The organism is Ramlibacter cellulosilyticus (assembly GCF_014297465.1).
In the GTDB taxonomy this organism is placed as follows: domain Bacteria; phylum Pseudomonadota; class Gammaproteobacteria; order Burkholderiales; family Burkholderiaceae_C; genus Ramlibacter; species Ramlibacter cellulosilyticus.
Window position 1 is genome coordinate 101,045 of the sequence record NZ_JACORT010000013.1, and the last position, 25,262, is coordinate 126,306.

The 25,262-nt window shown below is 71.8% G+C and carries 1 protein-coding gene; it reads left to right on the forward strand.

Annotated features, from left to right (window positions below; genetic code table 11):
* Positions 1-215: 215 nt before the first annotated feature.
* Positions 216-25,262, forward strand: a complete 25,047-nt coding sequence (locus H8N03_RS23690) for an Ig-like domain-containing protein (protein WP_187078701.1) — start codon at positions 216-218, stop codon at positions 25,260-25,262.

The window sequence follows — 25,262 nt, forward strand, 5'->3', positions numbered from 1 at the left end:
GCCGAGCAGGCAACGTGAACGCTCGCACGTTTTCGCGACTTATCCCCTTCGGTGCTTGCGGCCACCTCTGGCCCAGCGTTAAATTGCCGCCATTCCTGTGAACGCAGTAACAAGAAGATCACCCCTAACAGGGAGTCGGCTCACCTCCGAGCGTTAGGCAGACCCAACGGCGTGCACCGCGGTGCCGGTGCACGCAGTGCGCGAGGAGGCCGCCCATGCGGAACTCTGCCAAGGCGCTGGCCGGACTGCTGGCCACCCAAGCCGCCCGCCAGCGGCAATCCCGTCACACGCCGAGCCGGCTGCTGCTCGCACTGGTGCACCGGTGCTCCTTCCTCCTGTTCCGCTGGCTCGGCGAGCGCTGGGCCGCGTTCCGCCGCTGGCGCGCGGCGCGCCGCACCGAGGCGGCGACGCACATGCAGTTCGAGGCCCTCGAGCCGCGCCTGCTGCTGTCCGGCGACCTCGTGCCTGCCGCTTCGGAAGCCGCGGCCGCGGCTGCCGCGGCCGCGCAGGTCCAGCGGCAGCCCGACCCCGATCCGCTCACGCTCGTGCTGTCGGCGGACGTCGCGGTGCCCGCGGTGCAGGTCGTGGGCGGGGGCAGGGCGGAACTCACCGCGCAAGGCGGCGGCTTCGCGCTGCGGATCTTCGGCACCAACGCCAACAGCGCCGTCACGCTGCAGCCCACGACGCCCGGCGGGCGCGTCCTCCTCACGGGCATCACGGCGGATGCGGCGGTGGGCGACGCGTCGCTGGGCAGCGCCGACCTGCGCGGCACCGCCAACTTCGCCGGCGGCGTGCGCACCCTCACGCTCGGCGACGTGCGCGATGCGACGGTGCAGGTCGCGGGCAGCGGCGACGTCACGCTGACCGCGCGCGCCATGGTGAACAGCTCGGTGCAAGCGCCCGGTGCGGCGGCCACCATCCGTGCGGACAGCATGACGGTCGATGCAGGCCACGCGGCCACCTTGCGGGTCGCCGCCCTGAGCCGGCTGGACGTGGCCGGCAACATGGGCGTCGACGTCGACATCCTCGGCACGCCGCGCCTGCGCGACGCGCTGGGCGACGTGCAGGTGGGCGGGGCGCTCACCGGCGGGCTCTGGTCCGTCGAAGGGCGCGGGCGTGCGCTGTCCGCGCAGAGCACCGCGGCCGCCTGGCGCTTCAACGCGAGCGGCACGCTGCTCGAATTCACCACCGCGCGCGATGCGTCCGGCAGCCTGGCCGCGTCCAGCCTGCAGGCGCTCACCGTCGGCGGGTCCATGCGCAACATGACCGTCTACATCGGCGCCGACCTCGGCGCCGATGCCGCGATCGGCGGCACCGGCGGCAATGCCGACACCTTCGCCGCCGGACGGCTCGCGCACCTGCGCGTCGCCGGCCAGATGATCGACAGCCGCATCTACGTCAGCATCGACCCGGTCGACGGCGTCTACGGCAACGGCAACGACCGCGACCTCGGCACGGTGGTGCAGCGCGTGCAGGAGGTGGTCGTCACCGGCAACGTGAACCCGCAGTCGCAGCTGGTCGCCCCCGGCTTCCCCACCAGCGTGCTCTTCGCCGGGCAGAACAGGCAGCCCGACGACGTGCCGGGGCTGTTCAACTCGAAGAAGGACAAGCATGCGCCCGTGCTCACGGCCGCCCTGAAGGACGACACGGGCGCGTCGGCGCAGGATGGCCTCACGCGCGACGCGTCCATCCTGCTGAACGTGACCGACCACGGGCCGGTGACGATCCAGGCCCGCACGGGCTCGCAGGCCTTCCAGACGATCGTGCCGGCGGTGCAGGCCGGCGGCGGGTTCCTGGTCACCCCGCAGATGCTCGCCTCGCTGGCCGGCGGCACGCTCGCCGAGGGCGCGCACCGCTTCGAGTTCCGCGCGCGCGATGCCGCCGGCAACCTCAGCCCGATCGTGCCGGTGCAGTTCACGCTGGACACCCGCGCGCCCGTGCTCACGAGCATCGCGCTCGACCCGGCGGGCCACCCCGTATCGGACCTCACCACCACCGCCGATGTCGTGCGGCTGGTCGGCATCACCGAAGCCGGCCTCGCGGTCACGCTGCGCCGCACGCTGAACGGCACCATCGTCGGCGCCACGACGTCGGCCAACGACGGCAGCTTCAGCCTCGACGGGGTCGCCGTGCCGCAGATGGGCAGCAACGGCTTCACGCTGGTGCTCACGGACCGCGCCGGCAACCGGCTCGACCGCGACTTCGCCATCACCCGCGTGCCCGCGGACCAGGTCGCTCCGACCCTGAGTGCCGCCCTGCAGGAAGACACCGGCACCTCCGCGACCGACCACCTCACGCGCAATCCGGCGATCGCGGGCACGGCCAGCGACAACGTGGCGGTCACGCGGCTGGAAGCCGCGCTCGACCCGGGTGCGACGCCCACCTTCACCGACGTCAGCTCCGCGCTGCAGACGGATGGCAGCTTCGTGCTCTCCGCGGCGCAGCTCGCGACCCTGGCGGGCGGCACGCTCACCGACGGCGCGCACGTTCTGCGCGTGCGGGCCGCCGATGCCGGCGGCAACGCCACGAGCACGGACGTGAGCTTCACGCTCGACCGCGCCGCGCCCGCGACCGCCAGCTTCGACCTGGCGCCGGCTTCCGACAGCGGGACGGCGGGCGACCACGTCACCACGGCAGCGCAGGTGACGCTGCGCGGCACGACCGAGGCTGCCGCGCGGGTCACGCTCATGCAGGGATCCACCGCGCTCGGAACGGCCACCGCCGCCACGGATGGCAGCTTCAGCTTCACCGGGGTGGCGCTCGCCGCCGGTGCCAACGCCTTCAGCGTGGTCACGGCCGACGCGGCCGGCAACAGCGCGAGCCAGGCCTTCACGTTCACGCGCGACGTCACGCCGCCGGCGCTGTCCGCCGCGCTGCAGGACGACACGGGCAGCTCCGCCAGCGACGGCGTGACGCGCGATCCGACGGTCGCCGGCAGTGCCACCGACGGCGTGGCGGTCGCCCGCCTGGAGGCCGTGCTCGATCCGGGCTCCGCCCCCGTCTTCACCGACGTGACGGGCAGCCGGCAGTCCGACGGCAGCTTCGTGCTGTCCGCCGCGCAGCTCGCGACGCTCGCGGGCGGCACGCTTGCCGACGGCACCCACACGCTGCGCCTGCGGGCGACGGACAGCGCGGGCAAAGAAACCCTGCGCGAGCTCGCGTTCACGCTCGATCGCGCGGGGCCGGTCGACATCGGCCTGGACCTCGGCGATGGATTCGACACCGGCACGATCGGCGACCACGTGACGAACGCCGCGACGGTCACGCTGGTCGGCAATTCCGAGCCCGGCGCGACGATCACGCTGAAGCAGGGCGCGGCCACGCTGGGCAGCACCACCGTGGCGGGCACGGGCCTCTTCAGCTTCGCCGGCGTGGCGCTGGCCGCAGGCGAGAACACCTTCGACGTCGTCGCGGCCGATGCGGCAGGGAACGCGCTCACGCGCAGCTTCACGATCACGCGCGACACCACGGCACCGACGATCGCCGCCGCACTGCAGGACGACACCGGTGCTTCCGCTTCCGACGGGCTCACGCGCAATCCGGCCATCGCCGGCACGGCGGGCGACGACCTCGCCGTCGCCCGCCTGGAGGCGGTGCTCGACCCGGGCGCGACGCCCGCGTTCAGCGACGTCGCGCTGCAGCCGGACGGCAGCTTCACGCTGTCCGCTGCGCAGCTCGCCACGCTCGCGGGCGGCACGCTCACCGATGGCGCCCACACGCTGCGCCTGCGCGCCACGGACGTCGCCGGCAACGCCACGATCCGCGACCTCCTCTTCACGCTCGACCGCGCCGCGCCCGCGTCGATCACGCTGGACCTGGCAGGCACGTCGGACAGCGGCACCGTGGGCGACCGCATCACCAGTGCCGCCAGCGTCACGCTGGTCGGCACCACCGAGGCCGGCGCGCAGGTCGCCCTGATGCAGGGCAGCACCACGATCGCCAGCACCACGGCCGCGGGCGACGGCAGCTTCAGCTTCGCCGACGTGGCGCTCGCCACCGGCACCAACAGCTTCAGCGCGGTGGCGACCGACGCCGCCGGCAACGCGTCCACGCGCAGCTTCAACTTCACGCGGGACAGCAGCACGCCCGCGCTGGCCGCCGCCCTGCAGGACGACACCGGCGCCTCCGGCAGCGATGCGCTCACCAACGACCCGGCGATCGCCGGCCAGGTGAGCGACGTGCTCGGCGTCGTGCGCCTGGAAGCCACCCTCGACCCGGGCGGCGCGCCGGTCTTCACCGACATCACGACGCACCTGCAGCCCGACGGCAGCTTCGCGCTCTCTGCCGCGGAAGTCGCCGCGCTCGGCGGCGGCCCGCTCGCCGACGGCGCGCACACCGTACGCGTGCGGGCCAGCGACGCGGCCGGCAATAGCAACACGCGTGACGTCACGTTCACGCTGGACCGCACCGCGCCCGCCAGCGTGGGCGTGGACCTGGCCGCCGCCTCGGACAGCGGCACGCCGGGCGACCAGGTCACCAATGCGGCCGTCGTGCGCCTCGAAGGCAGCACCGAAGCCGGCGCGCAGGTCGCCCTGGTGCAGGGCGCGACGCCCCTCGCCACGACCACCGCGGCCGGCGACGGCAGCTTTGCCTTCGACGGCGTCGCGCTGGCCGAAGGCGCCAACGGATTCACCGTCTCCGCGACCGACCCGGCGGGCAACGTGCGCAGCGACGCTTTCACCTTCACGCGCGACAGCACGGCCCCGGCCGTGTCTGCGGCCCTGCAGGACGACAGCGGCGTGCTCGCGACGGACGGCCTCACGAACGATCCGGCGATCGCCGGCAACGCCAGCGACAACGTCGCGGTGGCGCGCCTCGAGGCGGCTTTCGATCCGGGTGCGGTACCCGTCTTCGCCGACGTCGCGCTGGCGGCGGACGGCAGCTTCACGCTCACTGCCGGCCAGCTCGCCACGCTCGCGGGCGGGACGCTCGTGGACGGCGCCCACGTGCTGCGCCTGCGCGCCACCGACACGGCCGGCAACAGCAGCACCTTCGATCTCGCCTTCACGCTGGACCGGCAGGCCGCCGAGGTGGAGAACCTGGCCCTCGACGCTGCGTCCGATACGGGCACCGCGGGCGACGGGCTCACCCATGCCGACAACGTGACGCTCGTCGGGAGCACCGAGGCGAACGTGGCGGTCTCCCTGCTGCAGGGCACGACGGTGCTCGCCAGCACGGCGGCCGCGGCCGACGGCAGCTTCAGCTTCGACGGCGTGCCGCTCGCCGCCGGGGCGAACACCTTCACGGTGCGCACGGTCGATGCCGCGGGCAATGCCGGCACCCGTGACTTCACCTTCACCCGCGACAGCACGCCGCCTGCGCTCGCGGCCGCACTGCAGGACGACACCGGCACGCCGGGCGACGCGATCACGCGCGACCCCACGGTCGCCGGCACCAGCAGCGACAGCGCCGGCATCGCCCGGCTGCAGGCGAGCCTCGACCCGGCCGGTGCGCCCGCGTTCGAGGACATCGCCTTCGCCGCGGACGGCAGCTTCACGCTCGACGCCGCGCAGCTCGCGACCTTGGCCGGCGGCACGCTGGCGGACGGCGACCACGTGCTGCACCTGCGCGCCACGGATGGGGCCGGCAACGTCGCCACGACGACGGTGTCCTTCACCCTGGACCGCACGCCGCCCGTGATGCCCAACTTCATGCTGGACGAGCCCTTCGACAGCGGGACGCCCGGCGACAACCTCACCAGCGCCGCCGAGGTCACGCTCGACGGCAACGGCGCCGATCCCGGCATCCTCATCGCGCTGATGAAGGGCACGGACGTCCTGGCCACCACCACGGTCGCCGCCGACGGCAGCTTCAGCTTTGCCGGCGTGGCGCTCGACCCGAGTGCGAACGCCTTCAGCGCCGTGGGCACGGACGTCGCGGGCAACACCACCACGCGCACGCTCACCGTCACCCGCGACAACGCCGGCCCGGTGCTGGCGGCGGCGCTGCAGTCCGACACGGGCGCCTCCGGCACCGACCGGCTCACGCGCGACCCGTCCATCGCCGGCACGGCCACCGACAACGTGGCCATGGCGCGGCTGGAGATCGCGCTGGATCCGGGTCCGGCCCCCGTCTTCACCGACATCACGGGCAGCCTGCAACCGGATGGCAGCTTCGTCGTCACCGCCGCGCAGCTCGATGCCCTGGCCGGCGGCACGCTGGCCGACGGTGCCCACACGGTGCGCCTGCGCGCCACCGACGCAGCGGGCAACGGCAGCACGCAGGACGTCGACTTCACGCTCGATCGCACCGCGCCGGCCGCCGGCACGCTGGCCCTGGACCCCGCCTTCGACAGCGACCCGGTGGGCGACCAGAGCACCACCGCCGCCCAGGTCACGTTGCTCGGCACGGCCACCGCGGGTTCGCAGGTCAGCCTGGCACGCGGCACCACGAGCTTCGGCAGCACCACCGCTGCGGGCGACGGCAGCTTCAGCTTCACCACCGTGGGCCTGCTGCCCGGACCGAACACCTTCACCCTGACGGTGACGGACACGGCGGGCAACGCGACCAGCCAGGCCTTCGTCTTCACGCGCGAAGGAGGCGACGACGTCGCGCCGACGCTCGCCGCGGGCCTCCAGTCCGACACCGGCCGCTCCGGCACCGACGGCATCACGCGCGATGCCACCATCGCCGGCACGGCCGCCGACAACATCGCGCTCACCGCGCTCGAAGCGGTGCTCGACCCGGGCGCCAGCCCCGTGTTCACCAGCATCCTGGACCGCCTGCAGCCCGATGGGAGCTTCGTGCTCACGCCGGCCGACCTCGCCACGCTGGCGGGCGGCACGCTCAGCGACGGCACCCACACGCTGCGCGTGCGGGCCCGCGACGTGGGCAGCAACGTGACGACGCGGGACGTGGTGTTCACGCTGGACACGCAGGGCCCGGGCACGGCCACCATCTCCATCGCCGGCACCGATGCCCTGCCGGGCACCGACGACCAGACCGCCGCGGCCGTGGTGCAGGTCCGCGGCACGATAGACCTCGACACCGACCTGGTGCTCGCTGCGCAGGGCCTGAGCGCCCGCGCGGGCGCCGGCGGGCTGGTCCTGCTGCCGGGGGTGAGCCTGAACCTGGGCGCGAACGAAGTCGCCTTCACCATCGTCGACGCCGCCGGCAACAGCACGGCGGCCTCGCGCACGCTGACGCGCGTGGCGCAGACGGCGAGCGACCCGGTGCTGGCCTGGAACAACCTGGCGCTGCGCGCCATCCAGCTGGACAACACCGACGTGCCGATCGCCACGCGCCTGCTGGCCATGGAGAGCCTGGCGGTCTACGACGCGATGGCCGCGATCGAAGGCACGCCCGCCTACCTGGTGCAGCGCACGGTGTCCGGCCCCGTCTCGGCCGACGCAGCCGCCGCGGTCGCGGCGCACCGCATCCTCACGCTGCATTACCCGGCCCAGGCGCCGCAGCTGAACGCCGCGCTGGCGGCCAGCCTCGCCGCCATCGCCGACGGCGCCGCCAAGGATGCCGGCATCGCCCTGGGCCTCTCGGTCGCCGACGCCGTGTGGGCGCTGCGCGCCGATGACGGGTCCCGCGACTTCACCACCTACCTGGGCGGCACCGGCATCGGCCAGTGGCGCCCGACCGAGCCCATGTTCCTGGTGGCGCAGGATCCGCACTGGGGCGACGTCGACCCGTTCGCGATGACCTCGTCCGAGCAGTTGCGCCGCGGCCCGCCGCCGGCCGTGGACACCGCGGCCTATGCCGCCGCGGTCGAGGAAATCCGCAGCCTCGGGTCCGCCACGAGCACGACGCGCAGCGCGGACCAGACGCAGCAGGCGCAGTTCTGGGCCGACGGCGCCGGCAGCTACACGCCGCCGGGCCACTGGAACCAGATCGCCGCCGAGATCGCCACCAGCCGCGGCAACAGCCTGGGCGCCAACGCGCGGCTGTTCGCGCAGCTGAACGTCGCCCTCGCGGATGCGGCCATCGCCTGCTGGGACACCAAGTACTTCTACGGCGAGTGGCGCCCCGAGACGGCCATCGCGAACGCCGGCATCGACGGCAACACCGCCACCTCGCCCGAGGACGGCTGGCGCCCGCTGCTGATCACCCCGCCGCACCCGGAATACATCTCCGGCCACTCCACGTTCAGCGCCGCCGCCGCCTCCATCCTGGGCGCGACCTTCGGCGAGAACACGAGCTTCGGCACCACCAGCGCGACGCTGCCCGGCGTCACGCGCAACTTCACCAGCTTCACGCAGGCCGCGCAGGAAGCCGGCCGCAGCCGCATCTACGGCGGCATCCACTACGAGTTCAGCAACCAGGCCGGCCAGGCGCTCGGGCGCGAGGTGGCGGAGGTGGTGCTGAACCGGTTCGCGCTGACGGAGGACGTGACCGCGCCGACGGTGGTGCTGGACGCCACGCCCGCCGCCGCGGCGGCCAACGTCACGCTGCGCGGCCAGGTGCTGGACAACCTCTCCGGCGTGGCCTCGGCGCAGTTCCGCATCGACAGCGGGCCGCTGCAGGACGTGGTGCTGGATGCGCAGGCGCGCTTCGAGATCACCACCACCTTCGCGCTGGACGGCAGCGCCGACGGCAGCCACACCGTCACGCTGATCGCGCGCGACGCCGCGGGCAACATCAGCGGCGGCTTCACGCGCAGCTTCGTGCTCGACACGCAGGCGCCGCAGGTGACGCTGGCCAGCATCACCGACGCCATGGCCCTGACGGCCGCCACGCGGCTGACCGGCACCGCCGACGCCGGCATCTCCGGCCTCGTGCTCCTGAACTACAGCATCGACGGCGGCACGGTCCGCAGCCTCGCCTTCGACGGCAGCGGCGGCTTCGACCAGGCGCTGCTGTTCGGCAACATCGACATCGGCGACCACACGCTGCAGCTGAACGCGCGCGATGCGGCCGGCAACACCACGACGGTGAGCCGCGCCGTGCGGGTGGAGGCGCTCGCGCCCTTCCTGGTCACCGACCTGAGCCCGGGCGAGGGCTCCGTGGACGTCGGGGTCACCCAGCGGCCGCAGGTGCGCTTCTCGCGCGCGGTGAACGCCGCCACGCTGACGGCCGATTCCTTCTATGCCACCGGTCCCGACGGCAGCCGGCTGGCGACCACCATCGTGCCGGCGCAGGACGGCAGCTTCGCCTGGCTGTTCTTCGACCAGCCCATGCCGGGAGGCGCGCGCGTGACGGTGCACGTGGACGGCTCGCGCATCCGTGCCGCGGCCGACGGCGCCTTCCTCGACGCCGACGGCAACGGCACGGCCGGCGGCGAGCTCACGGCGAGCTTCACCACGGTGAGCACCACCACCGTGACCGGCACCCGCCTGGTCGGCCGCGTCGTCGACCCCGGGCCGGACCTCGACCCGATGACCTTCGACGACATCCGGCGCGGGCCCGACGGCATCATCCACACCGCCGACGACGTGTTCCTGCTGCCCATCGCGCACGCGAAGGTCTTCCTCCTCGGCCGCGAAAGCGAGTTCGTCTACACGGACGCGCAGGGCTTCTTCGCCCTCGAGAACGTCCCCGCCGGCACCGTGAAGCTGGCGGTGGACGGCCGCACCGCGACCAATGCGCCGGCCGGCGTGTTCTTCCCGGAAATGGTGATGAACCTCGAGCTGCAGGGCGGGGCGACCAACACCGCGATGGGCACGATGGGCTCCCTCCAGGAGCGGCAGGCCAACGCCGACCGGCAGGAGATCTACCTGCCGCGCGTGCGCAGCAACGTGCTGCAGGACGTGAGCGACACGCAGCCGACGGTGGTGACCGTGACGGACGCGGCTTCCGCCCCGCAACTGACGGAGCAGCAGCGCGCGGCGCTCACGCTGACCGTGAATCCCGGCAGCGCGATCGGGGACGACGGCCAGGTGCTGAGCAACGTGCAGATCGGCATCAGCACCGTGCCCCCGGAACTGGTGCAGGACATGCTGCCGCCGGGCGTGCTGGAGCACACCTTCGACATCACGATCCAGGCACCGGGCGTGCAGACGTTCTCGCAGCCGGTGCAGATCACGCTGCCCAACGTCTTCAACGCGGCGCCGGGCAGCAAGCTCAACATCCTGAGCTTCGACCACACCACCGGCATGCTGGTGATCAACGGCACCGGCACGGTCTCGGCCGACGGGCTGACCGTGGTCTCGGATCCCGACTCCGGCATCCGCGCGCCCGGCTGGCACGGGCTGACGCCGCCGGGAGGCTGCGGCGACGGCAGCGAACCGCCGCCCCCGCCGCCGCCGCCGCCGGCACCGAACACCGTCACCGAGAACCCGCCGGTGGTCATGCCGCTGCTGTTCGGGCAGGCCGGCTCGCTCGGCTCGTTCTCGTGGACGGCGCCCGACCCGCTGCCCGCCACGCCGCCGCCGCCGCCGCCGGATCCCAACTGCCCGACGCCGCCGCGGCCGGCCAACCCGCCCAACCAGCAGCAGCCGTACCTGACGGTGACGATCGACGTGGACCCCGAACTCGCGGACTTCATGAAGAAGACCGGCAACCTGAACCTGGCCAGCCAGTCCTTCACGCTGACGGCCGGGTCCGGCGAGACCAAGACCTTCAGCGGCGTCGCCAAGAGCTACGCCGAGATCTTCGGCGGCGCCAACCCGCTGCAGAACGTCAACGACAACATCCTGTGGGGCAGCAAGATCTTCATCACGGAGGTGCGCGGCAACCCGGACGGCTCCACGACCACCACGACCTCCAAGTACTACCTGTACCGCTTCCTGGATGCGACCGACGCCGACCACGAAGACCACAGGATCGAGTTCGAGGACGCGCTGGTGGGCGTCAACCGCGACAAGACGATCCAGCTGCGCACCGGCTCCTCGACGCCCACGCTGGCGGCGACGGGGGCCTTCAGCTGGAACGCGGGCACCGTGCGCTTCAGCCCCACCACGACCGCGCTGGACCAGACCGGCACGCTCACCGTCACGGCCCCCGAGGGGGGTGACGCGGGCACCGTGCAGCTGCGCGGCGATGGGCAGGCCAAGCAGCGCTGGCAGGTGGACATCAGCGCCGCCCTGAACCCCGACGATTTCCGCGAGGCGATCGAGAACGCGTTCGACAACGACATGACGGACGCGGAGAAGGCGCTCTTCGGCGTCGACGACGGCACGGGCACCGGCACCCTCGTGTACAGCGCGGCCCTCGGGAACACCTTCATCGACGACGTGATCGCCGAGGCGGAGCGCCTGCTCCTGCCGTTCACGGCCGGCGTCGAGCGGGTGACCTCCGCCGACGGCAACACGGTCACCTTCGACGATTTCGAGAAGGACTTCTTCGAAGGCCTGGGCGGCGAGCTGGGCACCGCCTTCATCGTCGACAACGAGAACGGCGCGTACACGACCGAGGACATCCGCGCCAACCTCACCGTGTACAGCCAGGCGGAGCAGAACTTCCGCCTGAGCGAGGCGCTCAACGAGACGCTCAGCGGGCACGTCGACATCTACGTCGACCAGTACTTCATCCAGAACACGTCCGACTGGACGCGGCAGCAGCTGGTGAACTCGCTCGGCAAGACGGTCGCGCACGAGCTGGGGCACAACGTCGGCCTGAACCACACCAACAACTGGGACGGCACCGACGTGATGGCCCAGGGCTTCGTGTTCGGGGCGCAGCGTGCCTTCGGCACCACCACCAACGCGTTCAAGATCGCGGTGGCGATGAACTGGACGGCCGCGGAGGCGCAGCAGGCGGTGGCGTACTTCGTGCAGTACCTCGCGCTCGGCGGCGGCGATGCCGCGGGCACGAACGTCGATCCCGACGTCACGCCGGTGGCACCCGTGGGCGACGGGCTCGTCCTGCTGTTCGACGCGGCGACCGGCGTCCCGCAGGGGAGCGTGGACTTCGGCACGCGCGACGCTGCGGCGGGCCCCGTCACGCGGGCGCTGGAACTCGTCAACATGGGCGACCAGGCCGCCGTCGTGAGCGGCGTGCACATCACCGGCGGCGAGGCGCAGTTCCGGCTGGGCTCCGCCTTCACGCCGATCACGCTCGCGGCGGGCGAGCGCCGCGCCATCTCCGTCGAGTTCGACCCGGCGCTGCTCGGGCCGGCGACGGCGACCCTGGTCGTCGAAAGCGATGGTCTGCACCCGGTCAGCGAGTTCAGGCTGTCCGCGTTCGCGCGGAGCACGGCGCCTGCCGCGCACGTCGAGGTCGCGCAGAACAACTTCGGCGGGCTCCTGCCCGGCGGCGCGCCGCGGCAACTGCCGCACGTGGCGACCATCACCAACTACGGCTCGCAGCCGCTGGTGATCGACGGGCTGCAGCTGTCCGAAGGCGGCGCTTCGTTCGCGCTGTCCGGCGTGCCGGCCGACCTCGCGACGCAGCCGATCACGCTGGCCTTCGGCGAAAGCTTCAGCTTCGGTGCGGCCTTCGATCCCGCGGGCGTGGGCCTGCAGCGCGGCGTCATCACCATGAGCAGCAATGCGTCGGCGACGCCGCAGGTGATCGGCAGCCTGGTCGGCACCGGCCTGGGCGGCGTGGTGTACCCGGACTGGGGGCGTGACTTCCTGTCGATCGACACCACGACGGCCAGCGGCGCGACGAACACCTTGCGCACCGTGAGCGACGACAACGGCAAGTTCACCTTCTTCCTGCCGCCGGTGTCCGACTACCACCTGAGCGCCTTCGATCCCACCACGGGGCTGGTCTCGCACGGCTACGGCCGCACGCCCCAGTCGGGGCAGGGCACCGACCTCACGCGCAACCTGGTGTTCGGCGCCAGCATCGCCCGCGATGCCGATTTCGACGGCCTGCCGGACGACGTCGAGCACGCGATCGGCTCCAACGCCGGAAGCCGCGACACGGACAACGACGGGCTCGACGATTTCACCGAGATCCAGCAGGGCCTGGACCCGCTCGGCGGGCTCAGCGTGCCCGTGGGCATCACCGCCGCCGTCGCGCTGCAGGGCAGCGCCGAAGCCGTCGCGGTGTTCGCACCGCCCGGCAGCGGCCAGCTGGCCACCGCAGCCGTCGCCACGGGCACCCATGGCCTCGCGCTGGTGGACGTATCGCAGTTCGCGCGGCCGCGCGTGCTGGCGGAACTGAACCTCCCCGGCAGCAACACCGACGTCGCCGTCGATGCCCGCCGCGGCCTGGCCGCGGTGGCCGGCAACGAGGGCGGGCTGCACATCGTCGACGTTTCCGATCCCGCCGCGCCGGTGCTGGTGCAGACGGTGTCCTTCGGCGCCGCGGTGCGCGGCGTGGAAGTCCGCGACGGCACTGCATTCGTGGTGTCCGGCGGTACGCTGTCCGCGGTGGACCTGGTCACGGGCGAGGTGCGTGCCAGCGTCAACCCCGGCGGCGCCGGCGGCGCGACCCTGCTGGACGTCGCGCTCGACGGCAACGTGCTCTACACGGTGGACGGCAGCAACACGCTGCGCTCCTTCGGCATCGACGGCGCCATCCTCACGGCGCGCGACTCGCTGGCGCTGCCGGCCGGCGGTGGCCGGCTGTTCGTCGGTGGCGGCGTCGCGTACATAGGCGCGGGCACGGGCGGTCCGGCCGGGTACGTCACCGTCAACGTGGCGAATCCCTCCGACCTCGTGCTCTTCTCGGGCGTCGACGACAACGCGGTGGCCGGCACGGCGCTGGCCGCCAACGGCTCGGGCCTGCTGGTGGGCGTGGGCAGCAACAACTTCGTGTTCGGCGCCTTCCGCGCGCTGGACGTGTTCAGCGCCGCGGATCCGGCCAACACGGCCAACTTCCTCACCCGGATCAACCTGCCCGAGGTGCCGAAGGATCTCGCCCTCGCCAACGGACTGGCGTTCGTGGCCGACGGCACCGGCGGCCTGCAGGTCGTCAACTACGCCTCCTTCGACACGCAGGGGACGCCGCCCAGCGTCAGCATCACGGCGGAAGGCACCGACGCCGACCCGGCCACGCCGGGCGTGCAGGTGCTGGAAGGCCGCACGATCCGCGTCGTGCCCGTGGTCAACGACGACGTGCAGGTGCGCAACGTGCAGCTGCTGGTCAACGGGCAGGTGGTGTCGACCGACGTCGCCTTCCCCTGGGAGCTGTTCGCGCAGGCGCCGGCCATCGCCGACGGCGGCAACCAGCTCACGGTGCAGGTGCGGGCCACCGACACCGGGGGCAACGTCGGCCTGTCGAACGTGCTCGTCATCGACGTGGTGCCGGACACCTTCCCGCCGCAGGTCACCAGCATCAACCTGGAAGAGGGTGCGCGGCGCTTCTTCGTGCGCTCGGTGGAGATCGGCTTCGACGAGCCGCTGGACGTCGACCTGCTCGGGCCGGCCACCGCCACGCTGGTGCGGGCCGGTGCCGACGGCGACTTCGACACGGGCGACGACGTGGTGGTGCCGGTGACGCTGGACACGCGCAACTTCGGCCAGGTGCTGAGCGTCGTGATGGACGGCTACCTGCCGCCCGGCGAGTACCGCTTCACGCTCGATGCGGACAGCATCGCCGACAACGCCGGCAACGGGCTGGCGGCGGACATCGTCCGGCACTTCACCATCCGGCCGGCCAGCGACGTGCGGGCCGCGGTGGGCGTGCCAGAAGTCCTGACCGCGCCCTCGGCGAACCCGGGCCAGCAGATCGGCATCTCGGTGCCCTTCGACCCGGCGACCGCACGGGCCGAGTTCCCCGTCACCGACGGCAGCGGCAACGCGGCCACGCGCCTCGCGAACCCGGTGCGCATCGATGCCGCCCGCGGCATCGCGTACTTCACCGTGCCCGGCGATGCGCGGACCGGCGACGCGGTGGTGTATTCGCAGGTCGGCAGCGTCCGCACGGACTTCCCGGACGGCACCTTCCTGCTGCAGATCGTGCCGGTCATCCAGGACGTGCAGGTGGAGTCGCTCGCCTTCGACGGCTCCAGCGCCACGCTGCTGATCTCCGGCTACGGCTTCGTGGAGGGCAACGACAGCGAGTACCGCATGGGCAGCGAGGTGGTGCTCGACACTTCCAGCAGCAGCGGACCAGACGTGTTCGGCCGCAGCGATGCGGCGCTGGGCTTCGTCAGCAACGGCTTCGTGCGCGTGACCGTGCCGCTGAGCGACGACGCCTTCGGGCCGATCAGCATCCGCACCACGGGCGGCACGAGCGCCAGCTACGCGGTGAGCCTCAGCTCGATCACGGGCGTCGCCCTGCGCGGGACCCCGGCCAATGCCGCGGAGGCCTCGGCCAACCCCGGCCAGGCGGTCACGCTCAACGGCACGGGCCTGAGCACCCAGACGGATGTCCTGCTGCGCTGGACCGATATCAACGGCACGCCGCAGATGACGCGCCTGAGTCCGTCGAGCGCCGCGGCCGACGGCACCAGCGCCACGCTGGTGATCCCGCGCGATGCCAACGGCGCCTACCGGCTGCAGGTCTTCGGCTCCAGCAGCCAGCCGCTGCTGCAGATCGTGCCGGTGCTCGATGGCTTCGAGGTGAGTGGATCGCAGCTCACGCTGAACGGCGGAGGTTTTGCCGAAGGTGCCAGCAGCTATGCGTTCGCGGGCGTCACCGTGACGGACGACAACACCGACGGCACGACGGACGTCTACTACAACCCCGACTTCAGCGCGCAGAACGGGCGGGTGTTCTTCAACAGCTCGCTGCCGCGGCACGGCATGGGTGGCGTGACGGTGACCACGGCGGGCGGCACCAGCGATGCGCTGGACCTCAACGTGCTGCGCGTGGCCGCCGAAGGCACCACGCTGGGCGACGTGGCGGTCGCGCCCGACGGGTCGCTGTGGACCAGCGACTCGACGAACCCGGGGCACCTGTTGCGGGTGAATCCGGCGACCGGCGAGGTGACGCAGACGATCACGATGACCGATGCCTTCGGCGCGCCGTACGCGTTCAACAACGCCGGCCTGCAGTTCGTCGGCGACATGACGCTGGGCAGCACGGCGGTGCCTGCAGGCTCGCTGCTCGTGTTCAACGGCTATCCCAGTCCCGACCGGGTGGTGGCGGTGAACGTCACGACCGGGGCGGTCATCGCCAGCCTGCAGCTCGATGGCAACTACGACCTGACCTCGGGCGTGTACGACGCCGCGACGCAGCACCTGTTCATCCTGGAGACCAACGGCCCCGGCAACCGCATGCTGGAGCTGGATGCGGCCACCGGCGCGCTGGTGAACGCCATCACGATGCCGTTCAACATCCAGAGCTATTCGGGGCTGGCGATCGACCCGGTGACGGGCAACCTGTGGGTGGGCAGCTACAGCGGGCGCGAGACGCTGGTGGAAGTCACGCGCACGGGGACGGAAGTGCGGCGGGTGGACCTGCGAAGCCAGGGCGTGAACGACAACGAGATCTCCGGACTGGCGTTCGCTTCCGACGGCACGCTGCGGGTGGCCTCCACGCAGGGCGTGATCTACCGGGTCGCGCTCAACGTCGACGGCGCCGCGGTGAGCACGGCGACGCTGACGCAGGTGATCTCGGCCGCCACCAACGGCGTGGCGGCCAATGCGGGCCAGGCGGCGGCCAACGTCGGGCAGGTGATCGAGCTGACGGGCAGCAACTTCGGGCCGGGCACGCGGGTGCTGTTCGAGACGCGCGACAACAACGGCACGCGCCAGACGGTGGCGGTGTCGCCGCTGGCGATCAACGCCGCGGGCACGCGCATGCAGGTGCAGGTGCCCGAGCTGGCGACCACCGGCGACGTGCGGGTGGTCAACCAGGCCTGGCGCAACCTGGGCTTCGGCGGCAATGCCGATGGCATCTACCGCAACATGACGGTGACCTTCACGGCAGGCGCGGGCGGCAACGCCACGATCCGCTTTGCCGACGCCGGGCTGGAAGACGTGAGCAACGAGAGCTGGGGCCTGGACAACGTGCGGGTCACCGGCCCGGGCGCTGCCACGGTGTTCAGCGACGACTTCGAAGGCACGGCGGCGGCGCAGTGGGCCAGCCCGCGCATCGAGGCGGGCGAGCGCACGGCGTTCAGCCGCTTCCTGGGCCGCATGGCCAGCGGCGGGCAGACGCTGAACCTCACGGGGCTGGTGGCGGGGCAGAGCTACACGCTGGGCTTCGACCTGCTGGTGCTCGATAGCTGGGACGGCGCCAGCCGCAATGCGGGGCCGGACGTGATCGACGTGAGCGTGGACGGCGTGAGCCTGCTGCGCGAGGCGGTGGCCAACGTGATCGCCAGCGACTCGGTGCAGACGCTGCGCGCGACGCCGGGGCTGCGGCTGCAGATCGTGCCGACGCTGGGCGGCACGGAAGGGCGGCCGGGCCACGGCAACGACTTCGTGCTGGTGGGCAGCGGCTTCCAGGAAGGGGCGATGACGGTGACGGTCGGCGGGGTGGCGCTGCCGGATACGGCGAGCAACCTGTACCCGTTCGACGTGACCGGGGCGCGCAACGACCGGCTGGGGCTGGTGGTCAACCGCACGCTGGACGGGCCGATCCGCGTCACGACCGAAGGCGGCTACGCGCAGATCGCGCTGCCGACGCTGCCGGTGCAGCCGCTGTCGCAGTTCAGCGGCATCGTGGCGCGTGCCGAAGCGGGGACGATCGCCAATCCGCTGGTGGCCTCGGCCAACACGGGGCAGACCATCGTGCTGCAGGGGCAGGGCTTCACCAGCAGCACGCTGGTGCAGTTCCAGGGGGTGGACGATGCCGGGGTGGCCGGCACGCTCACGCGCACGGGCTCGGTGGGCTCCGGAGGCACGACCCTGAGCGTGGTGGTGCCGGCGCTGGCACGCAGCGGCGCGGTGACGGTGCTGGGCAGCGGCACGAGCGTGGACCTGCAGGTGGTGCCGTTGCTGCGGGCCGTGAGCGGCACGGTGGCCACCGGCAACACGCTGCTCATCGAAGGCAGCGGCCTGGTCGCCCAGGAACTGGTGGTGAGCGTCGGCGGCCGCCTGGTCGGTGGCTTCACGGTGCGCACCATCGCCGACGGCAGCGGCAGCTTCACGCAGCGCGACCAGCAACTGCTGACCCTGGTGGTGCCGAGCGGCACCACGGGCAGCGAGGTGGTGGTGAGCACGGCGGGCGGCAGCAGCTCGCTGCGGCGTGCGATCACCTTCAACGACCTCGGCGTGCAGCCGCAGGCGGCCGATCCCGGCGACACCCTGGCCACTGCGGTCGGGCTTGGCGCGCTGGGCGATGCTCGCATCGCGCCGACCGCTTCGATCGGAGACGGTGCACAGACCACGCGCGACGTGGACCTGTACGCGCTGCAACTCGAGTCACGCAGCACGCTGCGCCTGGGCGTGACCAGCACGGACCTCAACAGCCGCGTGCGCATCTTCGACGCCGCCGGCAACGAAATCGCGGTGCGCAACTTCGGCACCAGCGACACCAGCCAGCTGGTGTTCACGGTCGGTGCGGCCGGCACGTACTACGTGGGCATCGGCGGCAACGGCAACAGCAGCTACAACCCCACGGTGGCGGGCAGCGGCACGGTCTCCGACACGGGCAGCTACCAGCTGAACGTGGAGGTGCAGCGCGCCGGCAGCAGCCGGCTGGTGGAGATCGCGGCCAGCGCGGCCAGCGGCACGGCGGCGCAAGCCGGCCTGCCGGCGGCCAACACGGGCCAGCTGATCACGCTGACCGGCGTCGGCCTGGTGGCAGGCGAGCGGGTCGTGTTCACGACCGTGGACAGCGGCGGCAACCTGGGCGAAGTGACCGTGACGCCGACGACGCTGGACCTCGGCACACAGACGCTGACCGTGACGGTGCCCGACACCGCCACGACCGGCCGGGTGCGGCTGGAGCGCGACGGCAGCGGCATCGTGCTGCAGGTGGTGCCGACGCTGACGGACGTGTCGATGAACCCGGGCGGCGGCTTCGTGGGCGACAACCTGACGGTGCGCGGCAGCGGCTTTGCCGAAGGCAGCAGCACGCTGCACCTGGGCAGCTCGCAGATCGTGGACCGCTTGCCCAACCACGGGCTGGACGTGTTCGGCTCGGGCGGCAACAACAACACGATGAATCTGACCGTGCCGGCGATGGATCCGGCGGTGCCCACCGGGCCGGTGCGCGTGAGCACGGCGGGTGGCACCAGCGCGGCGTTCGGCCTGAGCCTCACGGGCATCACGGCCACGGCCGCCAGCGGGGTGCCTGCCAACGGCGGGCAGCCCTCGGCCAACCCGGGGCAGGTGATCACCCTGAGCGGCATCGGCCTCGATGCCAGCACCGACGTGGTGTTCCAGACGATCGACAGCAGCGGCAGGCGCGACGACGTCATCGTGCGGCCGACCACCGTCGCCGCCGACGGCATGTCGATCCAGGTGCGGGTGCCGATCAACGCGGTGACCGGCAGCCTGCGGCTGATCGGCGACGTCAACGGCACCGACCTGCCGTTGCAGGTCGTGCCGCTGATCCAGGACGTGCAGGTGGAGTTCGTCGCGGGCGACGGCTCTTACGCACAGGTGCTCGTCGCCGGCACCGGCCTCGTGGAAGCCAATGCCAGCGAGTACCGCTTCGGCAGCGAGGTGGTGCTGGATGGCAGCCCCAACACCGGTCCCGACGTGTTCGGCCGCAGCGATCCGACGCTCGGCTTCATCGACAACGGCTACGTCCGCGTGACGGTGCCGCTCAGCGACGCCGCTTTCGGTCCGGTGAGCATCCGCACCGCCGGCGGAACGAGTGCGACTTACTCGGTCAGCCTGAGCTCGATCACGGGCGTCGCCCTGCGCGGGACACCGGCCAATGCGGCGGAAGCGTCGGCCAACCCCGGCCAGGCGGTCACGCTCAACGGCACGGGCCTGAGCACGCAGACGGATGTCCTGCTGCGCTGGATCGACATCAACGGCACGCCGCAGATGACGCGGCTGAGTCCGTCGACCGCCGCGGCCGACGGCACCAGCGCCACGCTGGTGATCCCGCGCGATGCCAACGGCGCCTACCGGCTGCAGGTCTTCGGCTCCAGCAGCCAGCCGCTGCTGCAGATCGTGCCGGTGCTCGACGGCTTCGAGGTGAGTGGATCGCAGCTCACCCTGAACGGCGGAGGTTTTGCCGAAGGCGCCAGCACCTATGCGTTCGCGGGCGTCACCGTGACGGACGACAACGTCGACGGCACCACCGACGTGTACTACAACCCGGACTTCAGCGCGCAGAACGGGCGGGTGTTCTTCAACAGCTCGCTGCCGCGGCATGGCATGGGTGGCGTGACGGTGACCACGGCGGGCGGCACCAGCGAAGTGCTGGACCTGAGCGTGCTGCGTGTGCCGGCGGAGGGCACCACGCTCAACGACGTGGCGGTGGCCGGCGACGGGTCGCTGTGGACCAGCGATTCGACGAACCCGGGGCACCTGCTGCGGGTGAATCCGGCCACGGGCGAGGTGACGCAGACGATCACGATGACCGATGCCTTCGGCGCGCCGTACGCGTTCAACAACGCCGGCCTGCAGTTCGTCGGCGCGATGACGCTGGGCAGCACGGCGGTGCCTGCGGGCTCGCTGCTGGTGTTCAACGGCTATCCGAGTCCGGACCGGGTGGTTGCGGTCAACGTCACGACGGGCGCGGTGATCGCGAGCCTGGCGCTGGACGGCAACTACGACCTCGTGGGCGGCGTGTACGACGCGACCACGCAGCACCTGTTCATCCTGGAGAACAACGGCCCGGGCAACCGGATGCTGGAGTTCAACGCCAGTACCGGTGCGCTGATCGCGGCGTTCACCGTGCCGATCAACATCCAGAGCCATGCCGGCATCGCGATCGATCCGGTGAGCAACAACTTCTGGATCGGCAGCTACAGCGGTCGCGAGACGCTGGTGGAAATCACGCGCACGGGCACGGAAGTGCGGCGGGTGGACCTGCGCAGCCAGGGCGTGAACGACAACGAGATCTCCGGACTGGCGTTCGCCGCGGACGGCACGCTGCGGGTGGCCTCCACGCAGGGCGTGATCTACCGGGTCGCGCTCAACGTCGACGGCGCCGCGGTGAGCACGGCGACGCTGACGCAGGTGATCTCCGCAGCCACCAACGGCGTGGCGGCCAATGCGGGCCAGGCGGCGGCCAACGTAGGGCAGGTGATCGAGCTGGCGGGCAGCAACTTCGGGCCGGGCACGCGGGTGCTGTTCGAGACGCGCGACAACAACGGCACGCGCCAGACGGTGGCGGTGTCGCCGCTGGCGATCAACGCCGCGGGCACGCGCATGCAGGTGCAGGTGCCCGAGCTGGCGACCACCGGCGACGTGCGGGTGGTCAACCAGGCCTGGCGCAACCTGGGCTTCGGCGGCAATGCCGATGGCATCTACCGCAACATGACGGTGACCTTCACGGCAGGCGCGGGCGGCAACGCCACGATCCGCTTTGCCGACGCGGGGCTGGAAGACGTGAGCAACGAGAGCTGGGGCCTGGACAACGTGCGGGTCACCGGCCCGGGCGCTGCCACGGTGTTCAGCGACGACTTCGAAGGCACGGCGGCGGCGCAGTGGGCCAGCCCGCGCATCGAGGCGGGCGAGCGCACGGCGTTCAGCCGCTTCCTGGGCCGCATGGCCAGCGGCGGGCAGACGCTGAACCTCACGGGGCTGGTGGCGGGGCAGAGCTACACGCTGGGCTTCGACCTGCTGGTGCTCGATAGCTGGGACGGCGCCAGCCGCAATGCGGGGCCGGACGTGATCGACGTGAGCGTGGACGGCGTGAGCCTGCTGCGCGAGGCGGTGTCCAACGTGATCGCCAGCGACTCGGTGCAGACGCTGCGCGCGACGCCGGGGCTGCGGCTGCAGATCGTCCCGACGCTGGGCGGCACGGAAGGGCGGCCGGGCGACGGCAACGACTTCGTGCTGGTGGGCAGCGGCTTCCAGGAAGGGGCGATGACGGTGACGGTCGGCGGGGTGGCGCTGCCGGATACGGCGAGCAACCTGTACCCGTTCGACGTGACCGGGGCGCGCAACGACCGGCTGGGGCTGGTGGTCAACCGCACGCTGGACGGGCCGATCCGCGTCACGACCGAAGGCGGCTACGCGCAGATCGCGCTGCCGACGCTGCCGGTGCAGCCGCTGTCGCAGTTCAGCGGCATCGTGGCGCGTGCCGAAGCGGGCACGATCGCCAATCCGCTGGTGGCCTCGGCCAACACGGGGCAGACCATCGTGCTGCAGGGGCAGGGCTTCACCAGCAGCACGCTGGTGCAGTTCCAGGGGGTGGACGATGCCGGGGTGGCCGGCACGCTCACGCGCACGGGCTCGGTGGGCTCCGGAGGCACGACCCTGAGCGTGGTGGTGCCGGCGCTGGCACGCAGCGGCGCGGTGACGGTGCTGGGCAGCGGCACGAGCGTGGACCTGCAGGTGGTGCCGTTGCTGCGAGCCGTAAGCGGCACGGTGGCGACCGGCAACACGCTGCTGGTCGAAGGATCGGGCTTCGGCGGGACGGGCTTGCAGGTCACGGTGGGCGGGCAGCTGGTCAGCAGCTACACCCTCCGCACGATCGCCGACGGCAGCGGCAGCTTCACGCAGCGGGACCAGCAGCTGCTCACGCTGCAGGTGCCGAGCGGCACCACGGGCGCAGAAGTGGTGGTCAGCACCGCCGGTGGCAGCAGCTCGCTGCGGCGCGCGATCACCTTCACCGACCTGGGCGTGCAGCCGCAGGCCACGGATCCGGGCGACACGCTCGTCACGGCCGTGGCGCTGGGTGCGCTGGGCGACCATCGGGTGGCGCCCAGCGCCTCCATCGGCGATGGCGCGCAGACCACGCGTGACGTGGACCTGTACGCTCTGGAACTCGAGTCGCGCAGCACGCTGCGCCTGGGCGTGACCAGCACGGACCTCAACAGCCGCGTGCGCATCTTCGACGCGGCGGGGACGGAGCTGGCAGTGCGCAACTTCGGCACCAGCGACACCAGCCAGCTGGTGTTCACGGTGGGGGCGGCCGGCACGTACTACGTGGGCATCGGCGGCAACGGCAACAGCAGCTACAACCCCACGATGGCGGGCAGCGGCACGGTCTCCGACACCGGAAGCTACCAGCTGAACGTGGAGGTGCAGCGCGCCGGCAGCAGCCGGCTGGTGGAGATCACGGCGGGTGCCGCGAGCGGCACCGCGGCGCAGGCCGGCCTGCCGGCGGCCAACACGGGCCAGCTGATCACGCTGACCGGCGTCGGCCTGGTGGCCGGCGAGCGGGTCGTGTTCACGACCGTGGACAGCGGCGGCAACCTGGGCGAGGTGACGGTAACGCCGACGACGCTGGACCTGGGCACGCAGACGCTGACCGTGACGGTGCCCGACACCGCCACGACCGGCCGGGTGCGGCTGGAGCGCGACGGCAGCGGCATCGTGCTGCAGGTGGTACCGACGCTGACGGACGTGTCGATGAACCCCGGCGGCGGCTTCGTGGGCGACAACCTGACGGTGCGCGGCAGCGGCTTTGCCGAAGGCAGCAGCACGCTGCACCTGGGCAGCTCACAGATCGTGGACCGCTTGCCCAACCACGGGCTGGACGTGTTCGGCTCGGGCGGCAACAACAACATGATGAACGTGACGGTGCCAGCGATGGATCCGGCCGTGCCCACCGGGCCGGTGCGGGTGAGCACGGTGGGGGGCACCAGCGCGGCGTTCGGGCTGAGCCTCACGGGCATCACGGCCACGGCCGCCAGCGGCGTGCCTGCCAACGGCGGACAACCCTCGGCGAACCCGGGGCAGCTCATCACGGTCACCGGAACCGCTCTGGACGCCAGCACCGACGTCGTCTTCCAGACCATCAACAGCAACGGCAACGTTGCCGAGGTGATCGTGCGGCCCACCACGGTGGCAGCCGATGGACTGAGCGCCGACGTGCGCGTGCCCTTGAACGCGCTGACCGGCAACGTGCGCATCGTGGGCGACGTCAATGGCGCCGCGCTCCCGCTGCAGGTCGTGCCGATGATCAGCGACGTGCAGGTGGAGTTCGTCGCCAGCGACGGCTCCTATGCGCAGGTGCTGATCGCGGGTCCGGCCTTCGTCGAGGGACGCGGCAGCGAGTACCAGTTCGGCAGCACCGTGGTGTTCGACGGCAGCCAGGGGACGGGTCCCGACGTCTTCGGTCGCAGCGACGCGGTGCTGGGCTTCCTCGACACGGGCTATGTCCGCGTCGTGGTTCCGCTGTCCGACGCGGCCTTCGGGCCGATCACGGTGCGCACCGCGGGCGGCAGCAGCGCCAGCTTCACGACGAGCCTGGCCTCGATCACCGCGGTGGCGGCGAGCGGCACGCCGGCGAACGCGGCGGAAGCCTCCGCCAACCCGGGCCAGACCGTGACGCTGAACGGCAGCGGCCTCCGCACGGACACCGACGTGCTGCTGCGCTGGACCGACATCAACGGCACGCCGCAGATGACGCGGCTGAGTCCGGCGACCGCCGCGGCCGATGGCACAAGCGCCACGCTGGTGATCCCGCGCGATGCCAACGGTGCCTACCGGCTGCAGGTCTTCGGCTCCAGCAGCCAGCCGCTGCTGCAGATCGTGCCGGTGCTCGATGGCTTCGAAGTGAGCGGCACGCAGCTCACGCTGAATGGCGCGGGCTTCGCCGAAGGCGCGGGCAGCTACGCGTTCGCGGGCATCACGGTCGCGGACAACAACACCGACGGCACCACGGACGTGTACTACAACCCGGACTTCAGCGCGCAGAACGGGCGGGTGTTCTTCAACAGCTCGCTGCCGCGGCACGGCATGGGTGGCGTGACGGTCACGACGGCCGGCGGCACCAGCGAAGTGCTGGACCTGAGCGTGCTGCGTGTGCCGGCGGAGGGCACCACGCTCAACGACGTGGCGGTGGCCGGCGACGGGTCGCTGTGGACCAGCGACTCGACGAACCCGGGGCACCTGCTGCGGGTGAATCCGGCCACGGGCGAGGTGACGCAGACGATCACGATGACCGATGCCTTCGGCGCGCCGTACGCGTTCAACAACGCCGGCCTGCAGTTCGTCGGCGCGATGACGCTGGGCAGCACCGCGGTGCCTGCGGGCTCGCTGCTGGTGTTCAACGGGTATCCGAGTCCGGACCGGGTGGTGGCGGTCAACGTCACGACGGGCGCGGTGATCGCGAGCCTGGCGCTGGACGGCAACTACGACCTCGTGGGCGGCGTGTACGACGCGACCACGCAGCACCTGTTCATCCTGGAGAACAACGGCCCGGGCAACCGGATGCTGGAGTTCAATGCCAGTACCGGTGCGCTGATCGCGGCGTTCACCGTGCCGATCAACATCCAGAGCCATGCCGGCATCGCGATCGATCCGGTGAGCAACAACTTCTGGATCGGCAGCTACAGCGGTCGCGAGACGCTGGTGGAAATCACGCGCACGGGGACGGAAGTGCGGCGGGTGGACCTGCGCAGCCAGGGCGTGAACGACAACGAGATCTCCGGACTGGCGTTCGCTGCCGACGGCACGCTGCGGGTGGCCTCCATCCAGGGCGTGATCTATCGCGTCACGGTCGCCTGA